This is a genomic window from Micromonospora sp. BQ11 (genome assembly GCF_052068135.1).
In the GTDB taxonomy this organism is placed as follows: Bacteria; Actinomycetota; Actinomycetes; order Mycobacteriales; family Micromonosporaceae; genus Micromonospora.
Window position 1 is genome coordinate 234,862 of the sequence record NZ_JBQHDB010000007.1, and the last position, 20,618, is coordinate 255,479.

Below are 20,618 nucleotides of genomic sequence, written 5' to 3' on the forward strand. Positions count from 1 at the left end.
TCAGGCTAAAGATGGATTGCGTCGGCCGCTCGATCAAAAGATTCGTCCGAAGATTTGTTCGTTGTGGTACTTCAAGCTCTCCTCAGAGATTTCATGCCCCTCGGCCATGCGGATTTCCTGCCACCGCAGAGCGATCGCCCCCATATCGCAGAGGGCATGATGGTTCGGACACAGCACAATCACATTTGAGGCCGTATCAGGTCCGGCGTGATGTCCCCCGAGGGGAATAATGTGGTGAGCCTCTGAGTAGGTTTTAGTAGGAGAAATCTGCAAGACCTTGCCGCAGAGCTGGCAGGCGTCCCGATGAAGCAGTTTGAGCTGTCGCGCTACGGCCGTGTCCCGCAGGATTCGGTACGTCGTCTGCCAAGCCCGCTCGGGATTCGTGTTCCCCTCTGGCAAATCGGCCGCGATTGGCGTCGGTTGGACGAGCTGGCGTAGACCCCAAACGCCCCGACCAAGACCCTCTACAGAGAAAAAGAGGTCGGCGACGCGCTTAAACCCCGCTGAGTCTGATGAGCGGTCCTGAATCTGCCGCCGAATGATGTCCTTCCAAGAAGAGGGCAGATCAGCTCGAAGCGACTCCACCGCGTCGTAGATTTCTGCGTAAGTTCCCGTACCGCCCAACTTGGTTAGGGCTGAAACGATGTCCTCTTCCCAAGTGGGCACTCGACCACGCTCCTCAACTACTTGGCTGCGGCAGAACAGTCGCTTGCTGCCGCAGGGGATCGCATGGGTAGGCCGCCGACCCGCCGAGGCATTTGCTGAGGACACCTTGCCTCAAGAGCGCGAGTCCCGCTATCCCGTCTACCCACGACCCGCACCCTGCGCAGCGGCCAACCGCCGGGCCGCCACGCCAGGCGCTACCTTGAAGCCTTGTGCGGACGCTGGTGGCTACGAGCAGCTGCCTCCCGTGACGTCTCCCTTGTAGGGCGTTTTCGGCAAAGTCACGGCGTCCGCTGACGGCCATGGGCCCCGGCTCCTGGGCGGCACCCGTCCACACTCGTCCGGCCTCGGCCGCCAACGTTGATGTCAACCGCTGATGTCAGGTCGCGTCGGCCCGTCCAAGCATTCGTATTTTGACTCCGGCCGGGAGGTGCGGACCCAAGCTGTCGGCTGCTGCCGACCGACAGCGGCCCGCGTCGGCGGGTAGGTGGCGGCCGTCGCCGATTGACGTTCGGAACCGGCCGAGACCAGAGCTCGCGCTGACTTCTCGCTGCGTCGCTGCTGCCTGACACCTCGTTACAGGCTCTGTGTACCGCGTCCGCGCACACGGCCTGGAACGGCGACACGCTCGGAGTTCGTCCATGCCAGCCCTTCCCAGCGTGCCGCTGTCCGGCCCGGCTGGTCTCAGGGTCCACGCCTGTCGTTAGGAGGCTGGTCGTACTACCGTGCTCATAACTGCGTCTCACGCACCAAGAGGAGGAGCCCGTGGGGCCAAGCGTGCCAGCGTCGTCCTTCGTGGAGCGGGAGGGCGTATTGGCATTCGCGGCCCTAGCGAACAGAACTCGCTGCCTATGGCGGGAAACTCCCATGCGCGACGTCGGCATTGACGGCCACGTAGAGTATGTGGATCCTGACGGCAATGCTACTGGACGCACTGTCGCCGTGCAGATTAAATCGGGAACCTCCTATATGCGCACAAACAGCAGCACCCTCCAGTATTACTGCTCAGCAAAGCACAAAGAGTACTGGTCCAATTACCCACTGCCCGTCATTCTCATCATCTTTGACCCAGAAAGCCGCAACATATACTGGGCCGACGCGCGGCGCGAGATCTCGCTGGAGAGGGCGGATCCCATCCGCATACCACTACACCGCAAGCTGACTGAGCGAACCTTCCTCGGCATCTTTTCGTCGGACGGGCCACTTCCTGCTAGTGGCATACCCCCAGCTGATCTATGCAGGAGAATGCTTAACGAGAAGTCCCCTTCGACCGACCATGTCTCGTTCTTTGACCTCTTTGTAAACGGCCTAACAGAAGGCGGATACGCACTCTACTTCGGGATGGAGGTTTACGTAGAGCTGCTTGAGTATAACTTGCCAGTCTACGGCATTGGCCCCAGCGATCATCTTTTTTTGAGACGGTATATTGAATTGATGATTGCACTCGATCTCGCACGGTTAGACTACGCCTGGTTTGATGAAGTCGGCGAGCGACTTAATCTTACCGGCCAAGTCCTGGGCAAGCTGACATCTCGCGGGCGGGAGTTAGTGCGATACCTCCACTCGCTTGAAGACCGATGGGAGGTTTGGTCACCCGATTTGCTCATCTCGGTGGCCCAAGAACGGTTTGTCAGAATGGACTTCGGCTGGGGCGCTTCCCGACGTCTCGAACTAATCGAAAAGTTCAAGGAAGACTTCTCACGCTTGACTGAGGCCGGGGAATGAATCACCGACGATGACCAGAAGGTCCAAGTCATAGCCGGCGATCAAGCCAGTTACTTGGGCCTCCGTGTGGAGCCGCCTGCCGGAATCGCACCGCCGACCTGCGCATTACGAGTCGGCCGCCTATCGCTGCTCCTACCTCTGTTCTTGGTGTGATGGTTGACGCCCGCGTCCGGGATCGTCCGTTGTTGCTCGCCGGCTTGGCTGCTCGATTGGCTACTCACGCTGTCGGCTGACGCATCGCCAACTCGGTGGAGGGTGCCAGGCCATGGTGGCGAATAGCGGTCGAACCTCGTTTGCCGATGGTGGTGGTGGCGTTGCGATCGTTCTAGCTGTCAGCCGGTACCGCGCGGCCCCTTCCGTGCAGGCCACCCCCCGCTCACACGTCCGTCCGCTGATCGATCGCTGCCTCGTAGAAGGCGTCCGCGAGCGCCATGATGACAGCGCTGATGCCAGGACCGTCGCTGAAGAAGTAGTCAGCCATGGTGTTGTGGGCCTCCTGGTTGTCGACGACCGCCTCGGTGACCGCCGCTTGGAAGTCCTGCGATTCCATGAACTGCTTCTTCGAGTTCACCTTGGCCTGGTTGACCAGGTTCGGGTAGGCGAGCAGCCGCTGCACCAGTCCCTGCACGAACTCGCGGATCTGAGACGCGGAGAACGACTCGGCGCCGAAGAGGTCGTTCATCTTGTCGATGACGACCTGTAGTGCGACGTACTTGGGCTCCTTCCGGGTGCCGGTGCCTGCGGCGCCGATGCCCTTGAGCTCGCCGTCACCGGTCAGCGAGATGTCGACCGCGGTCCCCTTGTTGTGCTTGACCCCGACCAGGACGACGTCGGTGAGGTCGACCGCCGCGGCCCAGGAGGAGTCTGCGATGACCTTCTCCAGAAGCCGCAGGAAGATCGACAGCATCTCCATGTACGGGTCGCCGTAGTCGACGACCTGGCTCATGAAGTCGTAGAGCCGGACATAGGTGGAGACGTCCTTACGGAACAGGTCGAGGGTGTTGAGGGTGACCTTGTCGTCGGCCTCGATCGCCGCCGCGTAGCGGCGGGCGAAGTCGTTCTTGGCCGGGCTGATCGCAGCCGAAAGCGCGTTGTTGCCTTTGCGGGTGACCCACAGTTCGGCGACCTCGCGCACATGCTCTGGTGTGTAGATCCCGGCCTGGGCGAGCTTGGTGGCGAGGTGGACGACGACGTACGGGTCGGTCTCGGTCTCCAGCGTGGCGTTGGTGAAGTACGGCTCAAACGCAGCCCGGATGTCCTCAGGTTTGTTTACGAAGTCGATGACGAACGTCTTGCGCTTCTGCTCCCCACCGGCAGTGCGATGGGTGCGGTTGAGCCGGGACAGCGTCTGCACGGCGGTGACCCCAGACAGCTTCTTGTCGACGTACATGGCCGAGAGCAGCGGCTGGTCGAACCCTGTCTGGTACTTGTTGGCGACCAGCATGATCTTGTACGTCGCGCCCTTGAAGGCGGCGGCCAGGTCCGGGCCGGAGCCGGGGTTCAGGTTGGCCTCGGTGAACTCGTCGTCCTTGCTCGGCTGCGGCCCCCAGTCCGAAGCCCACTCCTCGTCCTCGGCCATCTTCACCGAGGCGGAGAAGGCGACCAGGGTGCGGTAGTTGTACGAGGCGTCCTTGGCGGCCCGCTTGGCGATGTAAGCGTCGATCGCCTTTTTGTACTTCACCGCGGCCTTGCGCGAGTCGGTCACGACCATCGCCTTCGCCTTGCCCTCTAGCAGGTGGGCGACGTTGGTATGGAAGTGCTCGACGATGATCTGAACCTTCTGGCTGATGTTGGTCGGGTGTAGCTTCACCCACCGCATCAGCCCCTTACGCGCCGTGGCCTCCTCCACCACCTCGTCGCCGTCGCCGCTCTCGGCCCGGCCGGCGATCTTCAGCGCGGTGTCGTAGGACTGGTAGCCCCTGAGCACGTCGAGGATGTAGCCCTCCTCGATCGCCTGCCGCATGGAATAGAGGTGGAACTCGACCGGCTTCCCGTCAGGACCCTTGCGGCCGAAGAGCTCCAGGGTCTTGTTCTTCGGCGTCGCCGTGAACGCGAAGTAGGAGATGTTCTCCGACTCGGCTCGCTCGGTCATCTCCGAGGCCAGGATCGCCTCGACGTCGACCTCACCACCCTCCTCGATCTCCTTGACCTCCTCCGCAGTCAGCACGGCCTTGAGCTTGGAGGAGATCTGGCCGGACTGCGATGAGTGCGCCTCGTCGGCGATCACCGCGAACCGCCGGCCCTTCAGCGATGAGTCGGCCCGGATCTCGTCGAGGGCAAACGGGAAGGTCTGCACCGTCACCGCGATGATCAGCTCCCCGTTCTTCAACGCGGTCGCCAGCAGCCCGGATTTCGACTTGGCCCCCGCCTTGCGGACGTCCTGCGGGCTGATCGTGGCAACGATCTTCCCCGACCCGTCGATCTGCCGGATCGCGTCCTGGAGCTGCCCGTCGAGCACGGTGCGGTCTACGACCACGATGACCGAGTCGAAGACCTTCTCGTCGTTCACGTGCAGTCGCGCCAGCCGGTGCGCGGTCCAGGCGATGGTGTTCGTCTTTCCCGACCCCGCCGAGTGCTCGATCAGGTAGCGATGCCCCACCCCCTCCTCGCGCACTGCGGCCACGACGTTCGTCACGGCCTCCCACTGGTGGAACCGCGGGAAAAGCATGCTCGTACGCCGCACCGACGTCCCGGTCGCGACATCCCACTCCTCCCTGGTTTCCACGATCATCAGCCGGCCGATAATGGTGAGCCAGGCGTCCTTCTCCCAGACCCGCTCCCACAGGTACGCCGTCGCCGACCGCCCGCCCTCAGCCGGCGGATTCCCCGCGCCGCTCTCGTGACCCATGTTGAACGGCAGGAAGTGCGTCGTCTCGCCCTCCAACTTGGTGGTCATCGCGGCCAGGTCGTTGGAGACCGCGAAGTGCACCAGCGCCCGGTGCCCGAACGACAACAGCGGCTCCGGCCGCCCGTTGGTCCGCGGCTGCCGACCTTTGCGGTACTGGTTGATCGCCTCATCGAGGGACTGGGTGAAGTCGGTCTTCAGCTCGACGGTGGCGACCGGGAGCCCGTTGACGAAGAAGACTAGGTCGATGCTGCGCTGGTCGGCGGTGGAGAAGTGCACCTGCCGCATCACCCGCACCCGCATCGCCGCGTACTGCTCGTTGGTGGTCGCGTTCAGGCTGGTCTCGGGGCGGAACTGTGCCATCTTCAGCCGGCCACCGCCGATGTACTGCACCCCGTTGCGCAGGATGTTCAGCGTCCCGCCACCGTGTTCGAGAGGCTTGTCGAGCGCCGTGGTCAGCACGTCGAGGAACTTCGCCTGCGACCCCGCGGCCTTCAAAGCCTTCGCGTACGCCGCCTTCTGGGTCTCCTCCAGCCATGCGAACAGGTCCGCAGGGAAGAGCGCCCGCTCCCGGTCGTAGCCGGTATCGTCCGCCGAGTACAACCACCCGTGGGACTCCAGGTACACGCAGATCTCGGACTCGAAGACGACCTCGTTGTGATCGGCCGTCACGCCATCTCCCGTACGTCGATCTGCCCCGTCACAACCGCCGTGATCAGCGCCGCCCGCCGCTCCCTGGCGAGTTCGACGAACCGCTCCGTCTCGGCAATTAACGTGTCGATCTTCGCGGTCTCATTGTCGAGTACCGCCAGAATCTGACTCCACTGGTCCTCGGGCGGGATCGAGATACGCATGCCCATGAGCGCCTCGGCCGTGAGTTTCGGCTGCCGAGAACCGGCGAGATAGGGAACGAGATTCTCAGACTCGATCCTAGCTGCCAGCAGGTGTGCTGGAACGCCGAGAGGGCGAAGTACGTGGGCATGATTGTTCACCCAAATTCGACCCTCGACGTGGACGGCAATGGGCTTTGAACGGTAGAGAAGGCCGAAGCCATCCTCTGCGACTAGCACCAACGGCTCATCGAAAATGAAGTCGTCAACGTGGTCGATGACGGATGTTGCCCCGTAATACGGAATTGGCCCGGTCCGCTCGGCTCGCTGCTCAGAGCTCAAGGGGATCCGTCGCGAGTCAAGAGAAGCCGCCACTCTGCGGATAGGCACCACCGACCAGCCCTCGGGAACCTCCCCCACCAAGGGATCCCCGGAATCGGTCATGCGAGCGTTCACGACTCCCCTACGGATCGCCCTATCGACGACCGCGTGTCTGCGTTCGCGGAGCAACTGGATCAGGTGCTGCTGTTCCTCGATGAGGATGTCGATGCGCGCCGTCTCGCGTTTGAGGTAGTCGGCGATGGCACGCTGTTCTTCAGGCAACGGGGCCTCGACGGGGATCAGTCGAAGATCCGATTCGTTGATCCTGGGAGTACGTACCTGTGCAGCGTCAGCAGAGCCAATTCCCCGAAGTCGTGAAGTCATCTCATAGATGCCGCGCGGCGTCTTTAGCCAGGCAACGACAAAATCGGCGTTGACGCCTTCCCGTGGCTGCATTACGAGATAGTCCGGCGACACGAGTCCACGTTGCCGCGCGACTCCCACGGCGCCATTGTAAGCACTCATGCGGTTGAGGACGATGTCTCCTGGCTCGCAAATCTTGTAGTTGACGAGCGTCTCTGCGCGCCCGTCGTCACCATACAACTCCGAGCGCGGGATAACGCCATGCATCTGCGAGACCGACATTAGCGGAAGCGAGTCTGCCGACAGGCCAGCACGCTCATCGCGCACATCGTAGAAACTTCCCAGCCGTTTCGGCTTCCAAGGTGCGCTCACTGCTCCACCTCACGCAGCAGGTCGAGGATCTTGGCGACCTGCTTCTCCAGGTCAGCGTCGATCTCGACAAGAGGGCGGGGTGGGACGTACTTGTAGAAGTGGCGGGTGAAGGGGATCTCGTAGCCGGTCTTGACCTTCGTCCAGTCAATCCAGGCGTCGGGAACGTGCGGCTTCACCTCGGCATCGAAGTACGCCTGGATGACCTCGACCTTGCCGGCCGCGCCGACGGTCGAGCCGCCGTAGGTGAACGGGACGTTCTCGGTGTCGCGCTTCTTCGGGTCCGGCTTGGGCTTGCCGTTGCGGTCGAGCACCGGCTGGTCGGACTCGTTGAGGAGGGAGCGCTCGACGGTGATGGTCCAGTAGCCGAACTCGTCGTTGCGCAGAACTTTGGAGTAGTCGGGGTCGGCGTCGCTGAAGTCGGCATACAACTTCACGACCTTGGCACGATCGGCGTCGCTGATCTCACGGCCCTTGGAGCCGAGGTTCTTGCGCATCTTGGTCCAGAACGACGAACCGTCGATGAGCTGGACCAGGCCCGCGCGGTCGGGGTGCTTGGTGTTGTCGAGGATCCAGATGTAGGTGGCGATCCCGGTGTTGAAGTACATGTTGGTCGGCAGCGCGACAATCGCATCGACCAGGTCGTTCTCCAGCAGCCACTTGCGGATGTTGGAGGGACCGGACTCGGCGACGCCGTTGAAGAGCGGCGAGCCGTTCATCACGATGCCGGTCCGGCCGCCGCCGTCCTCCGGCGCCCGCATCTTGTGGGCCAGGTGGAGCAGGAAGAGCATCTGCCCGTCTGAGGTCGACGGGAGGCCGGGGGCGAACCGGCCGTAGGGGCCAGCGGAGTCGCGTTCGGCGGTGATCTTCTTGGCGTACTGCTTCCAGTCGACGCCGTAGGGCGGGTTGGACATGCAGAAGTCGAACTGACGGCCCTTGAACGCGTCGTCGGTGAGGGTGTTGCCGAAGGCGATGTTGGTCGCGTCGTGGCCCTTGGCCAGCAGGTCGGACTTGCAGATCGCGTACGACTGCGGGTTGTACTCCTGGCCGTACAGGCTCAATTTCGCGTCGGGGTTCTGCGCGAGCAGGTGCTCCTCGGCCAAGGCGAGCATGCCGCCAGTGCCCGCGGTGGGGTCGTACAGCGTGCGGACGATGCCAGCCTCGGTCAGGTCGGCGTCCTTCTCGGCGAAGAGAAGGTCGACCAGCAGCCGGATCGCGTCCCGCGGGGTGTAGTGGTCACCGGAGGTCTCGTTCGCGGCCTCGTTGAACTTACGGATGATGTACTCGAACGCATCGCCCATGTCGGCGTTGGAGACGACCTCCGGATGCAGGTCGACGGCCTTGAAGGACGTGATGACCTCGCGCAGCAGCTCCGCCTTCTCCAGGGCGAGGATCTCCTTCTTGAAGTCGAAGTACTGAAACACGTCGACATCGGGCGAAAACCGATCGATGTAGTCGGCCAGGTTGTCCGCCAGTCCATCGGCGTCAGTCAGCAGGTTGGCGAAGGAGTAGTTCGAGGTGTTGTAGAACGGCCTGCCGGTTGCCTTCTTGACCTCGATCTTGAGCCGGTTGGGGTTGTCGTACTTCGCCGCCAGCGCGCGTACCATCTCCCGGTCGGGCTCAAGGATGCAGTCAAGGCGTCGCAGGATTGTGAGCGGGAGGATCACGTTGCCGTACTGGTTGGGGCGGTAGGGGCCCCGAAGCTGGTCGGCGATCGACCAGATGAAACTACCGAGGGCGCTCACAAGGCTCCTTACGCGGATCACTCGACGACAGATGCTGGACGCTCAGCGCAAGCCCGTGCGTGTCGTCCGAGCAGGTGGCGGCGCACAGTCTGCAGCAGCCCCTGCATCATAAGAAGATCATCGCGTATCTCGACACCCGCCACGAGGTTGGCAGCAGCCACCAGCTCAGCGATTCCGGTGCAGCAGACCCCTCAGCCAGTCCGAGCCATCCGCAATTGGTTGGAACACGATGAGCAAATGTAGCTAGACGGCCGCTGCCATCCCGTCTGCCGTCGACCCGCCCTCTGGGGAGCGGGGTGCCGCCCGGCCCGCCACGTCAAGCGGACGTTGACACAAGTTCGGACGCTGGCGGGTCGGGCGGTGGTCTGCTCGGCTCGTCCGGGTCGATGGCAGACGGGAAGGCCTACCCCAACCACCCACGGACCGTGACACGCCGACGGAGCCCCGGCCATCCTGGAGCCGGAGCGCCCCCGCCGGAGGCGCAGTGACCGCAACCTCGCAACCGCCTCCAGCTCGCCGACGCGGCCGGCGTGCCCTCCCCTACGCCGCGCGGGCTCGTGGCCGCGCGGCCCGGCCGGCTGCCGGCCCAACCCCTCACCGGTCAACAACCTGTCGTGCTGCGGCGGCCCTCCGGGCTTCCCGCTCTCCGCGCCAGCCGCCGGGCGTCAGGCGTGACGGCCGCAGAGCGACAGCGGCAGCGGCTGGCGCGCGCCCAGGCGGCGGCGCGTGCGGCCCGTTGCGGGCCGCCTTGAAGACGTACAGAAACTTTGAACCACTTCGCCGGCAGCCGGCCTGTCCCGTCACGGCTGATGCTTGACACTCACGTCCCACCTGATGCTTGACATGATCACTATTTGGCTTCTTGATCGCGTGTTGTTGCGGTAGCACTCGATCTGGGAGCCGGGATTGGCACTGGTGGAGATGTCGATCGTGGAGCAGCGGTATCAGGCCGTGATGGCGGTCCTGGCTGGTGATCCGGTCGTGGACGTGGCTGAGAAGGTCGGGGTGTCGCGGCAGAGCGTGCATGGGTGGCTGCGCCGTTATGCCGATGAGGGTCTGGCCGGTTTGCAGGACCGGTCTCATCGTCCGGACGGGTGTGCTCATCAGGCGTCGCCGGAGGTGGAGGCTTTGGTGTGTGAGCTGCGCCGGCACCACCCGAAGTGGGGGTCGCGGCGCGTCGCGTTCGAGCTGGGCCGTCATGGTTGTCCCGAACCGGTGCCGTCGCGGATGACGGTCTATCGGATCTTGATTCGTCACGGTCTGATGAGCCCGGCCAAGCGTCGTCGGGGCCGCAAGGACTACGTGCGCTGGGAACGTGATCGGCCGATGGAGCTGTGGCAGATGGACATCGTTGGCGGGATCTTCCTGCCTGACGGATCGGAGGCCAAGGTCGTCACTGGCGTTGACGACCACTCCCGGTATTGCGTGATCGCTTCGGTGGTGCGTCGGGCCACCGGCCGTGCGGTTTGTCTCGCGTTCGCCGAAGCGCTGCGGGAATTCGGCGTGCCCGAGGAAGTGCTGACCGACAACGGCAAGCAGTTCACCGCCCGGTTCGGCAACGGCGGTGAGGTGATGTTCGATCGGATCTGCCGGGAGAACGGCATCGTGCACCGGCTCACCCAGCCCGCGACACCGACCACCACCGGCAAGGTGGAAAGGTTCCACCAGAGCCTGCGGCGCGAGCTGCTCGATGACGTGCCGGTCTGGCCGGACATCGATACCGCTCAGGCGGCGATCGAGGTGTTCCGGCACGAATACAACACGGACCGGCCGCATCAGTCCCTCGACATGGCGTTTCCCGCAAGCCGCTTCCGGCCTGCGGGACCCGGCGTGGTGCCGGTCAAGTTGCCCGCCTCGGTGACGATGCCGGCCGAAGCGCCGGCCCGGCCAGAGCCCCTCATTGCCCCACAGCCAGTCGAGCACTGGCCCCCGTCAGCGGTGGAGTTCGACCGGGTCGTCCCACCGTCTGGCAATCTGCAAGTCGCCGGGAGACAGTTCTGGCTCGGCTCGGCCTGCTCCGGAGTCACGGTGACGTTCTGGGCCGACACCGACGTCATCCACCTGCTGATCGCCGGCGCCCGGATCAAGTCAGTGCGTTCGCACCTGTCGGTCGCCGACCTTGCTGCTCTGATGCGTCAGGGAGGCCGCCCGGCCGGTCCGCCACCGCTGCCGCCAGCCGAGCAGGGTGAAGCGGTCGAGGTGGACCGGACCGTGAATCGGACCGGCAGCGTGTCGCTGGGTCAGCACCTGGTCCTGGCCGCGGAAATCCTCGGCGGGCGCCGGGTCGGGATCCGCATCGACGCAGCGACGTTGAGCTTCTTCGACCTTGACACCCGTCAGCTGCTGCGGACTCGGCCGAACCCGCTGACCCCAGCCGACATCAGCCGACTACGGGTGTCCGTCCCGCCGGTCCACCACCACAACCAGCAACCGGACCGGTGCTCGTTCAACGCCGCGCGTCGAACTCCGGCGTCGTCATGGTCGTCGGGCAGAAAGTCGCGCTCGGCCGAAGCCACGCCGGCAAGACCGTCAGAATCGACGTCACCGACACCGACCTGACCATCCACACCGACGCCGGACCCCGCACCGTCAGACGCACCAACGACCAACCCGTCCGTAGCATCAAAGCCCACCAACCCCGCAAGATCGCTTTTGCTGTGGCCATGACTGGCACGGCACCGGCCGATGATGGGATAGCCCATGACCTCGCCTGAGCACGCCGTCCTGGTCACCTACGCCTTGTCCGACGATCGGTTCGGGGAGGAGAAGGAACGCAAGGCGATCTATGCACTTGAGGCTCGCCTGACGGAAGCGATCGAGGCCGCTGACGCCGGAGAGTTCGACGGCAACCTGTTCGGTGGCGGCGAAGTCGAACTCTACGCATACGGCCCCGACGCAAACCGGCTCTTCGCCGCGATGGAACCACAGCTACGAGCCTTTCACGCCAGGCCAGCACACGCCGTGCTGCGCTTCGGCGAGGCAGACGACCCAACGGCCGTCGAGCAACGCATCGATCTATAACGTCCGAAGCACAAACCTAGACCAACCGTCAAGCAACACCTGGGACGGATCCGTCAAGCATCAGGTGGGACTAGACAACGGTACGTACTACTCGCAAGCTCGCCGAAGTCGCTCAACCGCGGCGAAGATTTGCTGTTCGGGACCAGGCCGGCTTGGTCGCCACTCGACGAGTAGTGGTCGGACGGCATCGGAAAGTTCAGTGAGTTCTTCCGCAGTCGCCGGCTCGGGTAGCAAGTCAAGCGCAGTGACCGCGCCGACGGTTGCCTCATACCGTTGAGCGTTCGTGGGTGTGTCTTGCCAGCGGGGAGAGCTCCGCCACTCCTGCACGCGCTCGTAAACCTCGGCTGCGGCGGCTCGGATGAGGGCCGATTGCTGGCGAGGGGTGAGTCCGGTACGGGTGTGGTGGCGGTCGGCGGGCTCCTGCGGCGGCGTGTCGGCGTCGCGCATGGCGGCGATCGTACCGGCGCCATGATCGGTATGGCCTGCGCGTGCTGAGCAGGTGAAGGGCAGTCAGCCGGTGATCGTGTTCCACTCCGGGGCGAGGATGGAGTAGAGCAGGGAGTCGCGCCATGCGCTGTTGGTGAAGACGTGGTCGCGGAGGCGGCCTTCGTACTGCATGCCGAGCCGTTTAACGACGGCGATGGAGGCGGCGTTGTCGGGACCAATGGCGGCGGTAATGCGGTGGAGCTTTAGCTCTCGGAAGCCGTAGTCGGTGATGGTGCGGGCGGCGTCGGTGGCATAGCCGTGGCCCCAGTGGCCGGCACCGATGGCGTACCCAAGTTTGGCGGCCTGGTGCCCAGTGAGTCCGAGTCGGGCGAAGCCGATCATCCGGTCTGTGCCACCAGCGACAGCTAGGTAGTACTCGGTTCGCGGTTCAAGCTGCGCCCTGGTCACGGCGCCTTCGATCATCGCCACGGTGGCGGCCTGGTCGCGGCTGTCGAAGGAGAGCCACCGGGTCACGCGGTCGTCGCCAACGATCGCCAAAGCGTCGGCCGCGTCATCGGGTCGCAGTTCGCGGAGGGTGATGACGCGGCCGGGGATGGTGATCGGGTACATGCGCTGATGGTGCCTTATCGAGGCAGAGCGTTGGCCGGGGTGTGGGTGAAGTGCTCGATGCCGTCGATGAGGTCGCGGGCGTCAGTGGCGTGACCAGCCCGGGTGATGGCTTGGTGGACGCGCCGGACGGAGTGGACGATGCCGTTGATGCGCTGGTCGGCGGGGAGGTCGAGCACCGGGGCAAGAGCATCGGCGGCAGCGTCGAGTTCTCCGTTCGCGACGCGGGCGATGGCTAGATTGGTGTGAGACCCGGCCTGGTCGCCGAACGCCCACGCGGGGTCGTAGCGGTCGGAGTACGCCTGGACGGCTTGCAGGGCGTAGCGCTCGGTGGCGGCGGCTTCGCCTGGCAGCCAGGCAAGGGCGTCGCTGGCGTAGTAGAGCGCGCGGGGCTGGTTGAAGGTACAGATGCCGCCCATCTCATCCATCTCGTCAGGGCGTACGCGGGACCAGGTGTCCTCGGCCTCGTTGATGGCGGCCTTGGCCTGTTCCGCATTGCCAAGTGCGGCGTAGGCACGGGCGGCGCTGATAGGCAGCCAGACAGCGGAGGTGCCGCCAGCCTGGGTGGCGTACTCGCGTCCGGCCTCGGCATAGCGGACTGCTTCGGCGTACCGACCGGCCCAGTAGGCGACCAGCGATTGAAGGCCGCGGAGCCAGGCTTGCAAACCGGGGTGGCCGGATTGGTCGGCACAGAGGACGGCGGTTCGGGCTTGCAGCATGGCGGAGTGCGGGTCGGCCATGTCGTGCGAGACCTTGGCGAGTAGGCCGCTGGTGATGCCGGCGAGGAAGTGCAGGTCCCGCGACTGGGTCGGCTGTTGGCGACGTTCAAGCAGCGTGAAGAGTGTGTCCTGAGTTTCGACCAGGTCCGGCAGGATCTGGCTGACCGGTCGCTGCGGGTAGGCCAGGGCGAGGCGCTGCACGTCCTCGGTGAGCTGGTCGATGGCTGCCGGGGAGGTGGCTTCGGCGGCGAGCATGGCGTACTGGCGGGCGCGTTGTGCGGCCATGGCGAGGAGGGTCCTTTCCGGGCCGGCGCCGGTCGGCTCGACGAGGAGCTGGCGGGCCGGCGCAGGGGTCAACTGGTGGGATGCCCAGGGGCGCTGCAACTCATCGACTGATTTGCCGAACATGGCCTGCAACGCTCGCCGGGTGGCGGGGGTTGATGAGGCCAGGTCCCGTTCGCCGCGTGCCAGCCGTCCGAGGTGCCGGGCGCTGATCGCCGCACGAGGATCCATGCGGCTGAACTCGTCGGCCAGTTCCTCGTACGTGCGGTCACTGCACTGGATCAGGTGCTCCAGCACGGTGCGAGGTTCGCGGCGGTCTCGGGCCATCGTCGATGCCTTCCTGATGGGCTATCTCCACGCTCGCCTGTACGAGGTCCTGAACTCAACGCAGGTCCTCATGGTGTCCGCCCGAGGTCCGTGAGAGGTGCTGTATCGGTCCTCGATCGGTCTCCACGACCCGGTGTTCTATCTCCACCATGGACGTCTCACCCACCGCAATTGTGCATGTACTGGCCGCTGAGGTACACGTGCCGACTCGGCGCCGGCCCGCTCGCGCCCGTACCGGTTCGGCTGCGGTCGTGGCGGGAGGCGGCGTCCGGGTCCTTCGATGGGTGGACGGAGGGAAGCCGCGTGGGAAGACGCGCCACGCCTCGCCGCCTCCCGTTCCCTGCTCGGCTTGCGAGGGGCGGGGTTGGAAGGTGGCCAGCCCTCGACGATCCCTCCGCGCGCCGAGCGATCCGAACCGTCTGCAACGGCGGGACTGCCCGGACTGCGTCGGAACCGGTAGGCAGACACGCTCGGCGGCGCTTGTCGTGACGGCTGCCTCCTGAGCAGGGCACCGGAGCAGGTGCCGGCAGGCGATTCACGGTGTCGGCCGTGGCCACAGCCCGCCTGCTTCGGTGCCCATCCACTGATTGAGGGCGGGCGGCGATGATTCCGAAGCCGGGCGATGTTCTGCACGTCGGCACCGATGCGTCTGTGCAGTTCGGCGGGGACCGTTCGCTGATCTTCCGAGTTATCAGGGTCTGCGACCAGCCGACGTACGAGGGCTGGGTCTGGCTGACCGGCTACTCACTCGACCGGGCAGGCGATGCCGTGGACCGGCGAGAGATCTTCGTGCAGCGCGCGGGCTTGAGGCTGCTTGCTCCGGCCGCTGTTCCCGTCGCCCAGCGCACACCATCCACTCCCCCATGCCATGCCGGGCAGGGCGGGGCGAGTCGAAAGGCCCGGCCGACGGTTTCAACTTCGAGGAGGTTGCGGTGACCATGCACTCGGTTGGGGTTTCTTTCGGGCAGCGTCGCGCTTGGCCCGGCTCTACCCGTAGCAGGTGAAGCGAATCCGGGCGCATCTGCTGCCGCAGTGGGCGGACTGGCCGTTGGCAAAGATCGACTACCTGGCGGTGCAGGAGTGGGTGACCGTCCTCGGCCGGACCCTGGCGCCCTCGACGACCGCGAAGCACGTCGGAATGCTCTCGATGATCATGCAGACGGCGATCCGGGCGCGGCTGATCGCGGTAAACCCGTGCGACGGCGTGCGGGTGGCCCGCAACCGGGCGCGGGAGGCGCGGCCGAGCACGGTCAGCCGGGACGTGTTCTTCGGCCGACTGCTGCCCGCCGTTCCGGCTGAGTACCGGGGCATCGTCTGCGCCGCCGCCGGGGCAGGGCTGCGCTGGGGTGAGTGCGCGGGCCTGCCGTGGGAGGCGGTCGACCTCGCCCAAGGTCTTGTCCACGTCGCCCAAGTGGCGGTCGAGACCCACGGCGGGATCGTACTGCGGGCGTACCCGAAGAGTCGGGCCAGCATAAGGGCGGTGCCCATGCCGCCGTTCCTCGTCGACGAGCTGCGTCGGCGGCGCGGGCCCGCGTCGCCGGACAGGCGGGCGCTGGTCTTCGCCGACGGGGACGGCGGGCCGCAGCGGCGGTCGAACTTCCGGCGGCGGGTGTGGCTGCCGTCGTTGGTGCGGGCCGGTCTGCTCGGCCGGGTCGCCGAGGTGGCGCCGGGCCGGTGGCTGGCGGTGTGGCCGGACCGGGACGCCCGGGAGCAGCGGGCGGAGTTTCCGACGAAAGCGGCGGCCGTGGCGCACGCGGCGGCTTCGGCCTTCGGCGGGCTGCGGTTCCACGACCTCCGGCACTCCTACATCACGTGGCTGGTGACGGACGGGGTGCCAGTCAACGTGGTGCGGCGGGTGGTGGGGCACGAGAAGGCGTCGACGACGCTGGACCGGTACACGCACACGCCGGAGGACTACGCCGACCGGGTCCGGCTGACGTTCGCTGACGATTCGCTGACTCTCCGGCCGTCGCCCCGCCCGGTCGACCCGGGAGACGCGCCTTCAACTGGGCCAGAAGGAACCCGGAATAGGGACGACCCCCGTCGGGGGGAGACGGGGGTCGTCGAAGGTTCGGCTCCGGGGGGGTTGAGCCGAACCACTCAGCGGCCGCGGGGGGTGCAACCGCTGAGGGCCTGTCGGTTGTCCGAGATATGAACACTCGTCGTAGTGACAAGTTTGCCTGAGCGAACCTGGCTACGTCGAGTGTTGTAGCCTCCACTCCCCGCGAATTGATGTTCGCAGAGTGTGACTGTCGTCACTGTGGGCAGAGGAGGCGCGGTCGGCCCGCAGGTCCGAGGGGGGTTCGTGACCCCGGGCACCCGCCGACCATAGACCATCGGACTAGACTTTCGCGCCGTGGGCCGAAGTGCCGCTTTCTTCGATCTGGACAAGACCGTCATCGCCAAGTCGAGCGCCCTGGCGTTCGGTCGGCCGTTCTACCGGGACGGGCTGATCACTCGGCGTGACGTCGTCAAGTCGGCGTACGCGCAGCTGATGTTCCGGCTGGGCGGCACCGACGAGCAGACCATGGCCCGGACCCGCGACTACCTCGCCACCCTGTGTAAGGGCTGGCAGGTGGAGCAGGTGCGCCAGATCGTCGCGGAGACGCTCCACGAGCTGATCAACCCCTACGTGTACGCGGAAGCCGCCGCGCTCATCGAGGAGCACCAGGCCGCCGGGCGGGACGTCGTCCTGGTCTCCGCCTCGGGCGAGGAGATGGTGCGTCCCATCGGGGCCCTGCTCGGGGTGACCGACGTGATCGCCACCCGGATGGGCGTGGTGGACGGCCGCTACAGCGGTGAGGTGGAGTTCTACGCGGCCGGTCCGAGCAAGGTCGAGGCGGTGGGCGAGTTGGCCACCGCGCGGGGGTACGACCTCGCCGACTCGTACGCGTACTCGGACTCGTACAGCGACCGCCCCCTGCTGGAGTGCGTCGGTCACCCGACGGTCGTCAACCCGGACCGGCAGCTGCGCCGGCTGGCGGTGGAGAACGCGTGGCCGGTGCTGGAGTTCCGCCACCCGATCCCGCTGGGTCGGCGCCTGCGGGAACGTCCCGCCGTCCCGGTCGCCGCCGCCGCGCTCGGCGTCGGTGTGGGGGTGGCCATCGGCATCGCCTGGTACGGCCGCCACCGCCGGACCCGCGCCACACCCGCCACCGCCTGACGCCGGGACCGCCCGGTCAGGGTCCGCCCGTCGCGGGTTGCCCGGCGGACGGGTCAGCTCGCGGCGAGGACCTCGTCGCCGATCACGGTGAGCTGGTCGACGCCCACCTCCACCGCCGCCATGTAGTGCCGGAGCCAGGAGCGCAGCCCGTCCGGGGTGCCGGTGGCGAAGGCGCCCGCCGACCCCACGTACTCGGGCTCCCGCTCGTGGTGGCCGACGTCGACGGCGAGCAGGCCCCGCGGGTCGAGGCCGCTGGAGAGCAGGACGAGCCGGGCGGCGCCCCGGGCGACGACGCCGGACGGGCCGGCGAAGGGGCGCAGGTTCAGCAGCTCGCCGTGCACCACCGCCGCGAGGACCAGCGGGGGCACCTTGGTGCCGCCGGCCACCAGACCGGCCAGCCCGTCCAGCCGGGCGGCGACCACCGGGTCGGCGATCGGCCGGCCCAGCTCCGCCTCGGTCACGACCTCGCGGGCGGCGAGTACGTGCAGCTTGGCGAGGGCCTGCCGGGGGGCCTTCGGCCACAGCTCGGACAGGCCCGGCAGCGCGCCGGCGACCCGCAGTGCCCCCTGCACCACCGGCTCGGTGACGGTGCCCGAGCGGACCGCCTCGCGGTCGTTCGCGTACCCCTCCAGGGCTGCGCTGGCCACCGCGGACCGCAGGCTGACCTCGGCGGCGACCTGGCCGCCGTGCCGGCGCAACGCGCGGTGCCCCAGCGCCTGGTCGAAGCGCTCGCGGGCCCGCTCGGTGGCGGGGGCGATGTCGGCGAGCGCGAGCAGCGGGGCGAGCGGGTCTGCGGTCACCCCGCCACGCTATCGACCGCCCGGCCCGGTCCGTCGACGAGCCGGCCGGAACGCGACCGGCGCCACCCATGCGTTGTTAAGAAGGGGCCCTTCCTCTACCGCAGACGTTAAGCGGGGGCCCTTCCTTTCACCGCAGAGCCGTCTGGCGCGTGCGGCGGGCCGCTCGGCGCGGTGTGGGCGGCGCGTGGTCGCCGCCACCGGACGTCCCGACTACCCTCTCCTGCAACCGGACGCAGGTCACCCGAGCGACGAGGGAGCACGGCATGAGCGAGGCATTGGCCAACTTGCTGAACGAGACACGCCAGTTCCCACCGCCGGCCGAGCTCGCCGCGAACGCCAACGTCACCGGCGACGCGTACGCCGAGGCGGACGCCGACCGGCTGGCCTTCTGGGAGCGGCAGGCGGGCCGGCTGAGCTGGGCGAAGCAGTGGGACCAGGTCCAGGACTGGTCGAACCCGCCGTTCGCGAAGTGGTTCGTGGGCGGGCAGTTGAACGTCGCGTACAACTGTCTGGACCGGCACGTCGAGGCCGGCCGGGGCGACCGGGTGGCGATCCACTGGGAGGGCGAGCCGGGCGACACCCGGACGCTCACGTACGCGGACCTGCACCGGTTGACCTGCCAGGCGGCGAACGCGCTGACCGACCTGGGGGTGACGGCCGGGGACCGGGTGGCGATCTACATGCCGATGATCCCGGAGGCGGCGGTCGCGATGCTGGCGTGCGCCCGGATCGGCGCCACCCACAGCGTGGTCTTCGGCGGCTTCTCGGCCGACGCGCTGACCAACCGCATCCAGGACGCCACCGCCAAGGTCGTCATCACCGCCGACGGCGGTTACCGGCGGGGCAAGCCGTCGGCGTTGAAGCCGACGGTGGACGAGGCGGTGGCCAAGTGCCCGTCGATCGAGCACGTGCTGGTCGTCCGCCGTACGGGCGAGGAGGTCGCCTGGTCGGCGAAGGACCACTGGTGGCACGAGACGGTGGAGACCGCGTCGCCGGAGCACACCCCGGCGGCCTTCGACGCCGAGCACCCGCTGTTCATCCTCTACACCAGCGGCACCACGGCCCGGCCGAAGGGCATCCTGCACACCACCGGCGGCTACCTGACCCAGGCGTCGTACACGACGCACGCGGTGTTCGACCTCAAGCCGGACACCGACGTCTACTGGTGCACGGCCGACATCGGCTGGGTCACCGGCCACTCCTACATCGTGTACGGGCCGCTCTCCAACGGCGCCACCCAGGTCATGTACGAGGGCACCCCGGACACCCCGCACAAGGGCCGGTTCTGGGAGGTGGTGGACCGGTACAAGGTCACCATCCTCTACACCGCGCCGACGCTGATCCGCACGATGATGAAGTGGGGCGAGGACATCCCGGCCGGGTACGACCTGTCGTCGCTGCGGCTGCTGGGCAGCGTCGGCGAGCCGATCAACCCGGAGGCGTGGATGTGGTACCGGCAGCACGTGGGCCGGGGCGCGCTGCCGATCGTCGACACGTGGTGGCAGACCGAGACCGGAGCCATCATGATCTCCCCGCTGCCGGGCGTCACGGAGGCCAAGCCGGGCAGCGCGATGACCGCCCTGCCGGGCATCGCCGCCGACGTGGTGGACGACCAGGGTGTGTCGGTGCCGAACGGCGGCGGCGGGTACCTGGTGCTGAAGGAGCCGTGGCCGTCGATGCTGCGCACCATCTGGGGCGACGACGACCGCTTCCTCGAGACGTACTGGTCGCGCTTCGGCGCGGGCGCCGGCACGAGCGGCGAGGGCGAGTGGGTGTACTTCGCCGGTGACGGCGCGAAGAAGGACGACGACGGGCACATCTGGCTGCTCGGCCGCGTCGACGACGTGATGCTGGTGTCCGGGCACAACATCTCCACCACCGAGGTCGAGTCGGCGCTGGTGTCGCACCCGTCGGTCGCCGAGGCGGCCGTGGTGGGCGCCACCGACCCGACCACGGGGCAGGCGATCGTCGCGTTCGCCATTCCGCGCGGCAGCGCGGACACCTCCGGCGACGCGGGTGAGCAGCTGATCGCCGAGCTGCGCAACCACGTCGCGAAGACGCTCGGCCCGATCGCCAAGCCCCGGCAGATCCTGCTGGTGCCCGAGCTGCCGAAGACCCGCTCCGGCAAGATCATGCGCCGGCTGCTGCGGGACGTGGCGGAGAACCGCTCGCTCGGCGACGTCACGACCCTCCAGGACTCGTCGGTGATGGAGATGATCTCCTCGGGGATGGGTGGCGGGAAGTCCGACGAGGACTGACGGCAGGCGTACACACCGGTGGGTGGCGGTCCGCGCGGACCGCCACCCACCGTCATGTCTTACGGGTATGAGCCGAAGGATCCGAGCGGTGTTACATCGGTCAGTCGGCTGACCAGGGAGAAGCTGAACGGACA

Annotated in this window: 12 protein-coding genes and 1 pseudogene; 6 read left to right on the forward strand and 7 right to left on the reverse strand. The window is 66.7% G+C overall.

Going from position 1 to position 20,618, the window contains the following annotated elements:
• Positions 1 to 33 precede the first annotated feature (33 nt).
• On the reverse strand, positions 34 to 666 hold the full coding sequence (locus ACTMSW_RS17445) for an HNH endonuclease (RefSeq protein WP_441181656.1): 633 nt from the start codon (positions 664 to 666) through the stop codon (positions 34 to 36).
• A gap of 792 nt (positions 667 to 1,458) precedes the next feature.
• Here ACTMSW_RS17445 and ACTMSW_RS17450 point away from each other — a divergent pair.
• Positions 1,459 to 2,388, forward strand: coding sequence for a DUF4365 domain-containing protein (locus ACTMSW_RS17450; RefSeq protein ID WP_441181657.1), 930 nt, complete (start codon positions 1,459 to 1,461; stop codon positions 2,386 to 2,388).
• Positions 2,389 to 2,764: 376 nt separating this feature from the next.
• On the opposite strand, the gene ACTMSW_RS17455 is transcribed toward ACTMSW_RS17450, so the two are convergent.
• From ACTMSW_RS17455 to ACTMSW_RS17465, 3 genes are read right to left on the reverse strand one after another with little or no spacing between them, the layout of a single operon-like run.
• The gene (locus ACTMSW_RS17455; protein WP_441181658.1) at positions 2,765 to 5,905 is read right to left on the reverse strand and encodes a type I restriction endonuclease subunit R; all 3,141 of its coding nucleotides are present in this window, start codon (positions 5,903 to 5,905) and stop codon (positions 2,765 to 2,767) included.
• A complete protein-coding gene (locus ACTMSW_RS17460) occupies positions 5,902 to 7,119 on the reverse strand; it encodes a restriction endonuclease subunit S (RefSeq protein WP_441181659.1) in 1,218 nt (405 codons plus the stop codon). Before ACTMSW_RS17460 ends, ACTMSW_RS17455 begins: the two co-directional genes overlap by 4 nt.
• Positions 7,116 to 8,861 carry a type I restriction-modification system subunit M gene (locus tag ACTMSW_RS17465; protein WP_441181660.1) on the reverse strand — a complete coding sequence of 582 codons (1,746 nt, stop codon included), beginning with the start codon at positions 8,859 to 8,861 and terminating at the stop codon, positions 7,116 to 7,118. Before ACTMSW_RS17465 ends, ACTMSW_RS17460 begins: the two co-directional genes overlap by 4 nt.
• Before the next feature lie 921 nt (positions 8,862 to 9,782).
• On the opposite strand from ACTMSW_RS17465, the pseudogene ACTMSW_RS17470 reads away from it, so the two are divergent.
• Together ACTMSW_RS17470 and ACTMSW_RS17475 are read left to right on the forward strand one after the other, a co-directional pair.
• Positions 9,783 to 11,575 (forward strand): annotated as a pseudogene (locus ACTMSW_RS17470) (IS481 family transposase).
• Positions 11,562 to 11,882 carry a hypothetical protein gene (locus tag ACTMSW_RS17475; protein WP_441181661.1) on the forward strand — a complete coding sequence of 107 codons (321 nt, stop codon included), beginning with the start codon at positions 11,562 to 11,564 and terminating at the stop codon, positions 11,880 to 11,882. The pseudogene ACTMSW_RS17470 and the gene ACTMSW_RS17475 overlap by 14 nt, the downstream one beginning before the upstream one ends.
• Positions 11,883 to 12,392: 510 nt before the next feature.
• Here the strand turns inward: ACTMSW_RS17475 and ACTMSW_RS17480 are convergent.
• The gene (locus ACTMSW_RS17480) at positions 12,393 to 12,938 is read right to left on the reverse strand and encodes a GNAT family N-acetyltransferase (RefSeq protein WP_441181662.1); all 546 of its coding nucleotides are present in this window, start codon (positions 12,936 to 12,938) and stop codon (positions 12,393 to 12,395) included.
• A gap of 14 nt (positions 12,939 to 12,952) precedes the next feature.
• Positions 12,953 to 14,233 carry a hypothetical protein gene (locus ACTMSW_RS17485; RefSeq protein ID WP_441181663.1) on the reverse strand — a complete coding sequence of 427 codons (1,281 nt, stop codon included), beginning with the start codon at positions 14,231 to 14,233 and terminating at the stop codon, positions 12,953 to 12,955.
• Positions 14,234 to 15,263: 1,030 nt separating this feature from the next.
• Between ACTMSW_RS17485 and ACTMSW_RS17490 the strand changes: the two genes are divergently transcribed.
• Together ACTMSW_RS17490 and ACTMSW_RS17495 are read left to right on the forward strand one after the other, a co-directional pair.
• Complete coding sequence (locus ACTMSW_RS17490; protein WP_441181664.1) at positions 15,264 to 16,418, forward strand: tyrosine-type recombinase/integrase; 1,155 nt, start codon at positions 15,264 to 15,266, stop codon at positions 16,416 to 16,418.
• Between the two features lie 201 nt (positions 16,419 to 16,619).
• Positions 16,620 to 17,426, forward strand: a complete 807-nt coding sequence (locus ACTMSW_RS17495; protein WP_441181665.1) for an HAD family hydrolase — start codon at positions 16,620 to 16,622, stop codon at positions 17,424 to 17,426.
• A gap of 53 nt (positions 17,427 to 17,479) precedes the next feature.
• Here ACTMSW_RS17495 and ACTMSW_RS17500 read toward each other — a convergent pair whose 3' ends face one another.
• Entirely contained in the window at positions 17,480 to 18,226 is a 747-nt protein-coding gene (locus tag ACTMSW_RS17500) for an oxidoreductase (RefSeq protein WP_441181666.1), read from the reverse strand.
• 263 nt (positions 18,227 to 18,489) lie between these two features.
• Here ACTMSW_RS17500 and acs point away from each other — a divergent pair, with 263 nt between their 5' ends.
• Complete coding sequence (acs, locus tag ACTMSW_RS17505; protein WP_441181667.1) at positions 18,490 to 20,484, forward strand: acetate--CoA ligase; 1,995 nt, start codon at positions 18,490 to 18,492, stop codon at positions 20,482 to 20,484.
• The last annotated feature ends 134 nt before the right edge of the window (positions 20,485 to 20,618 follow it).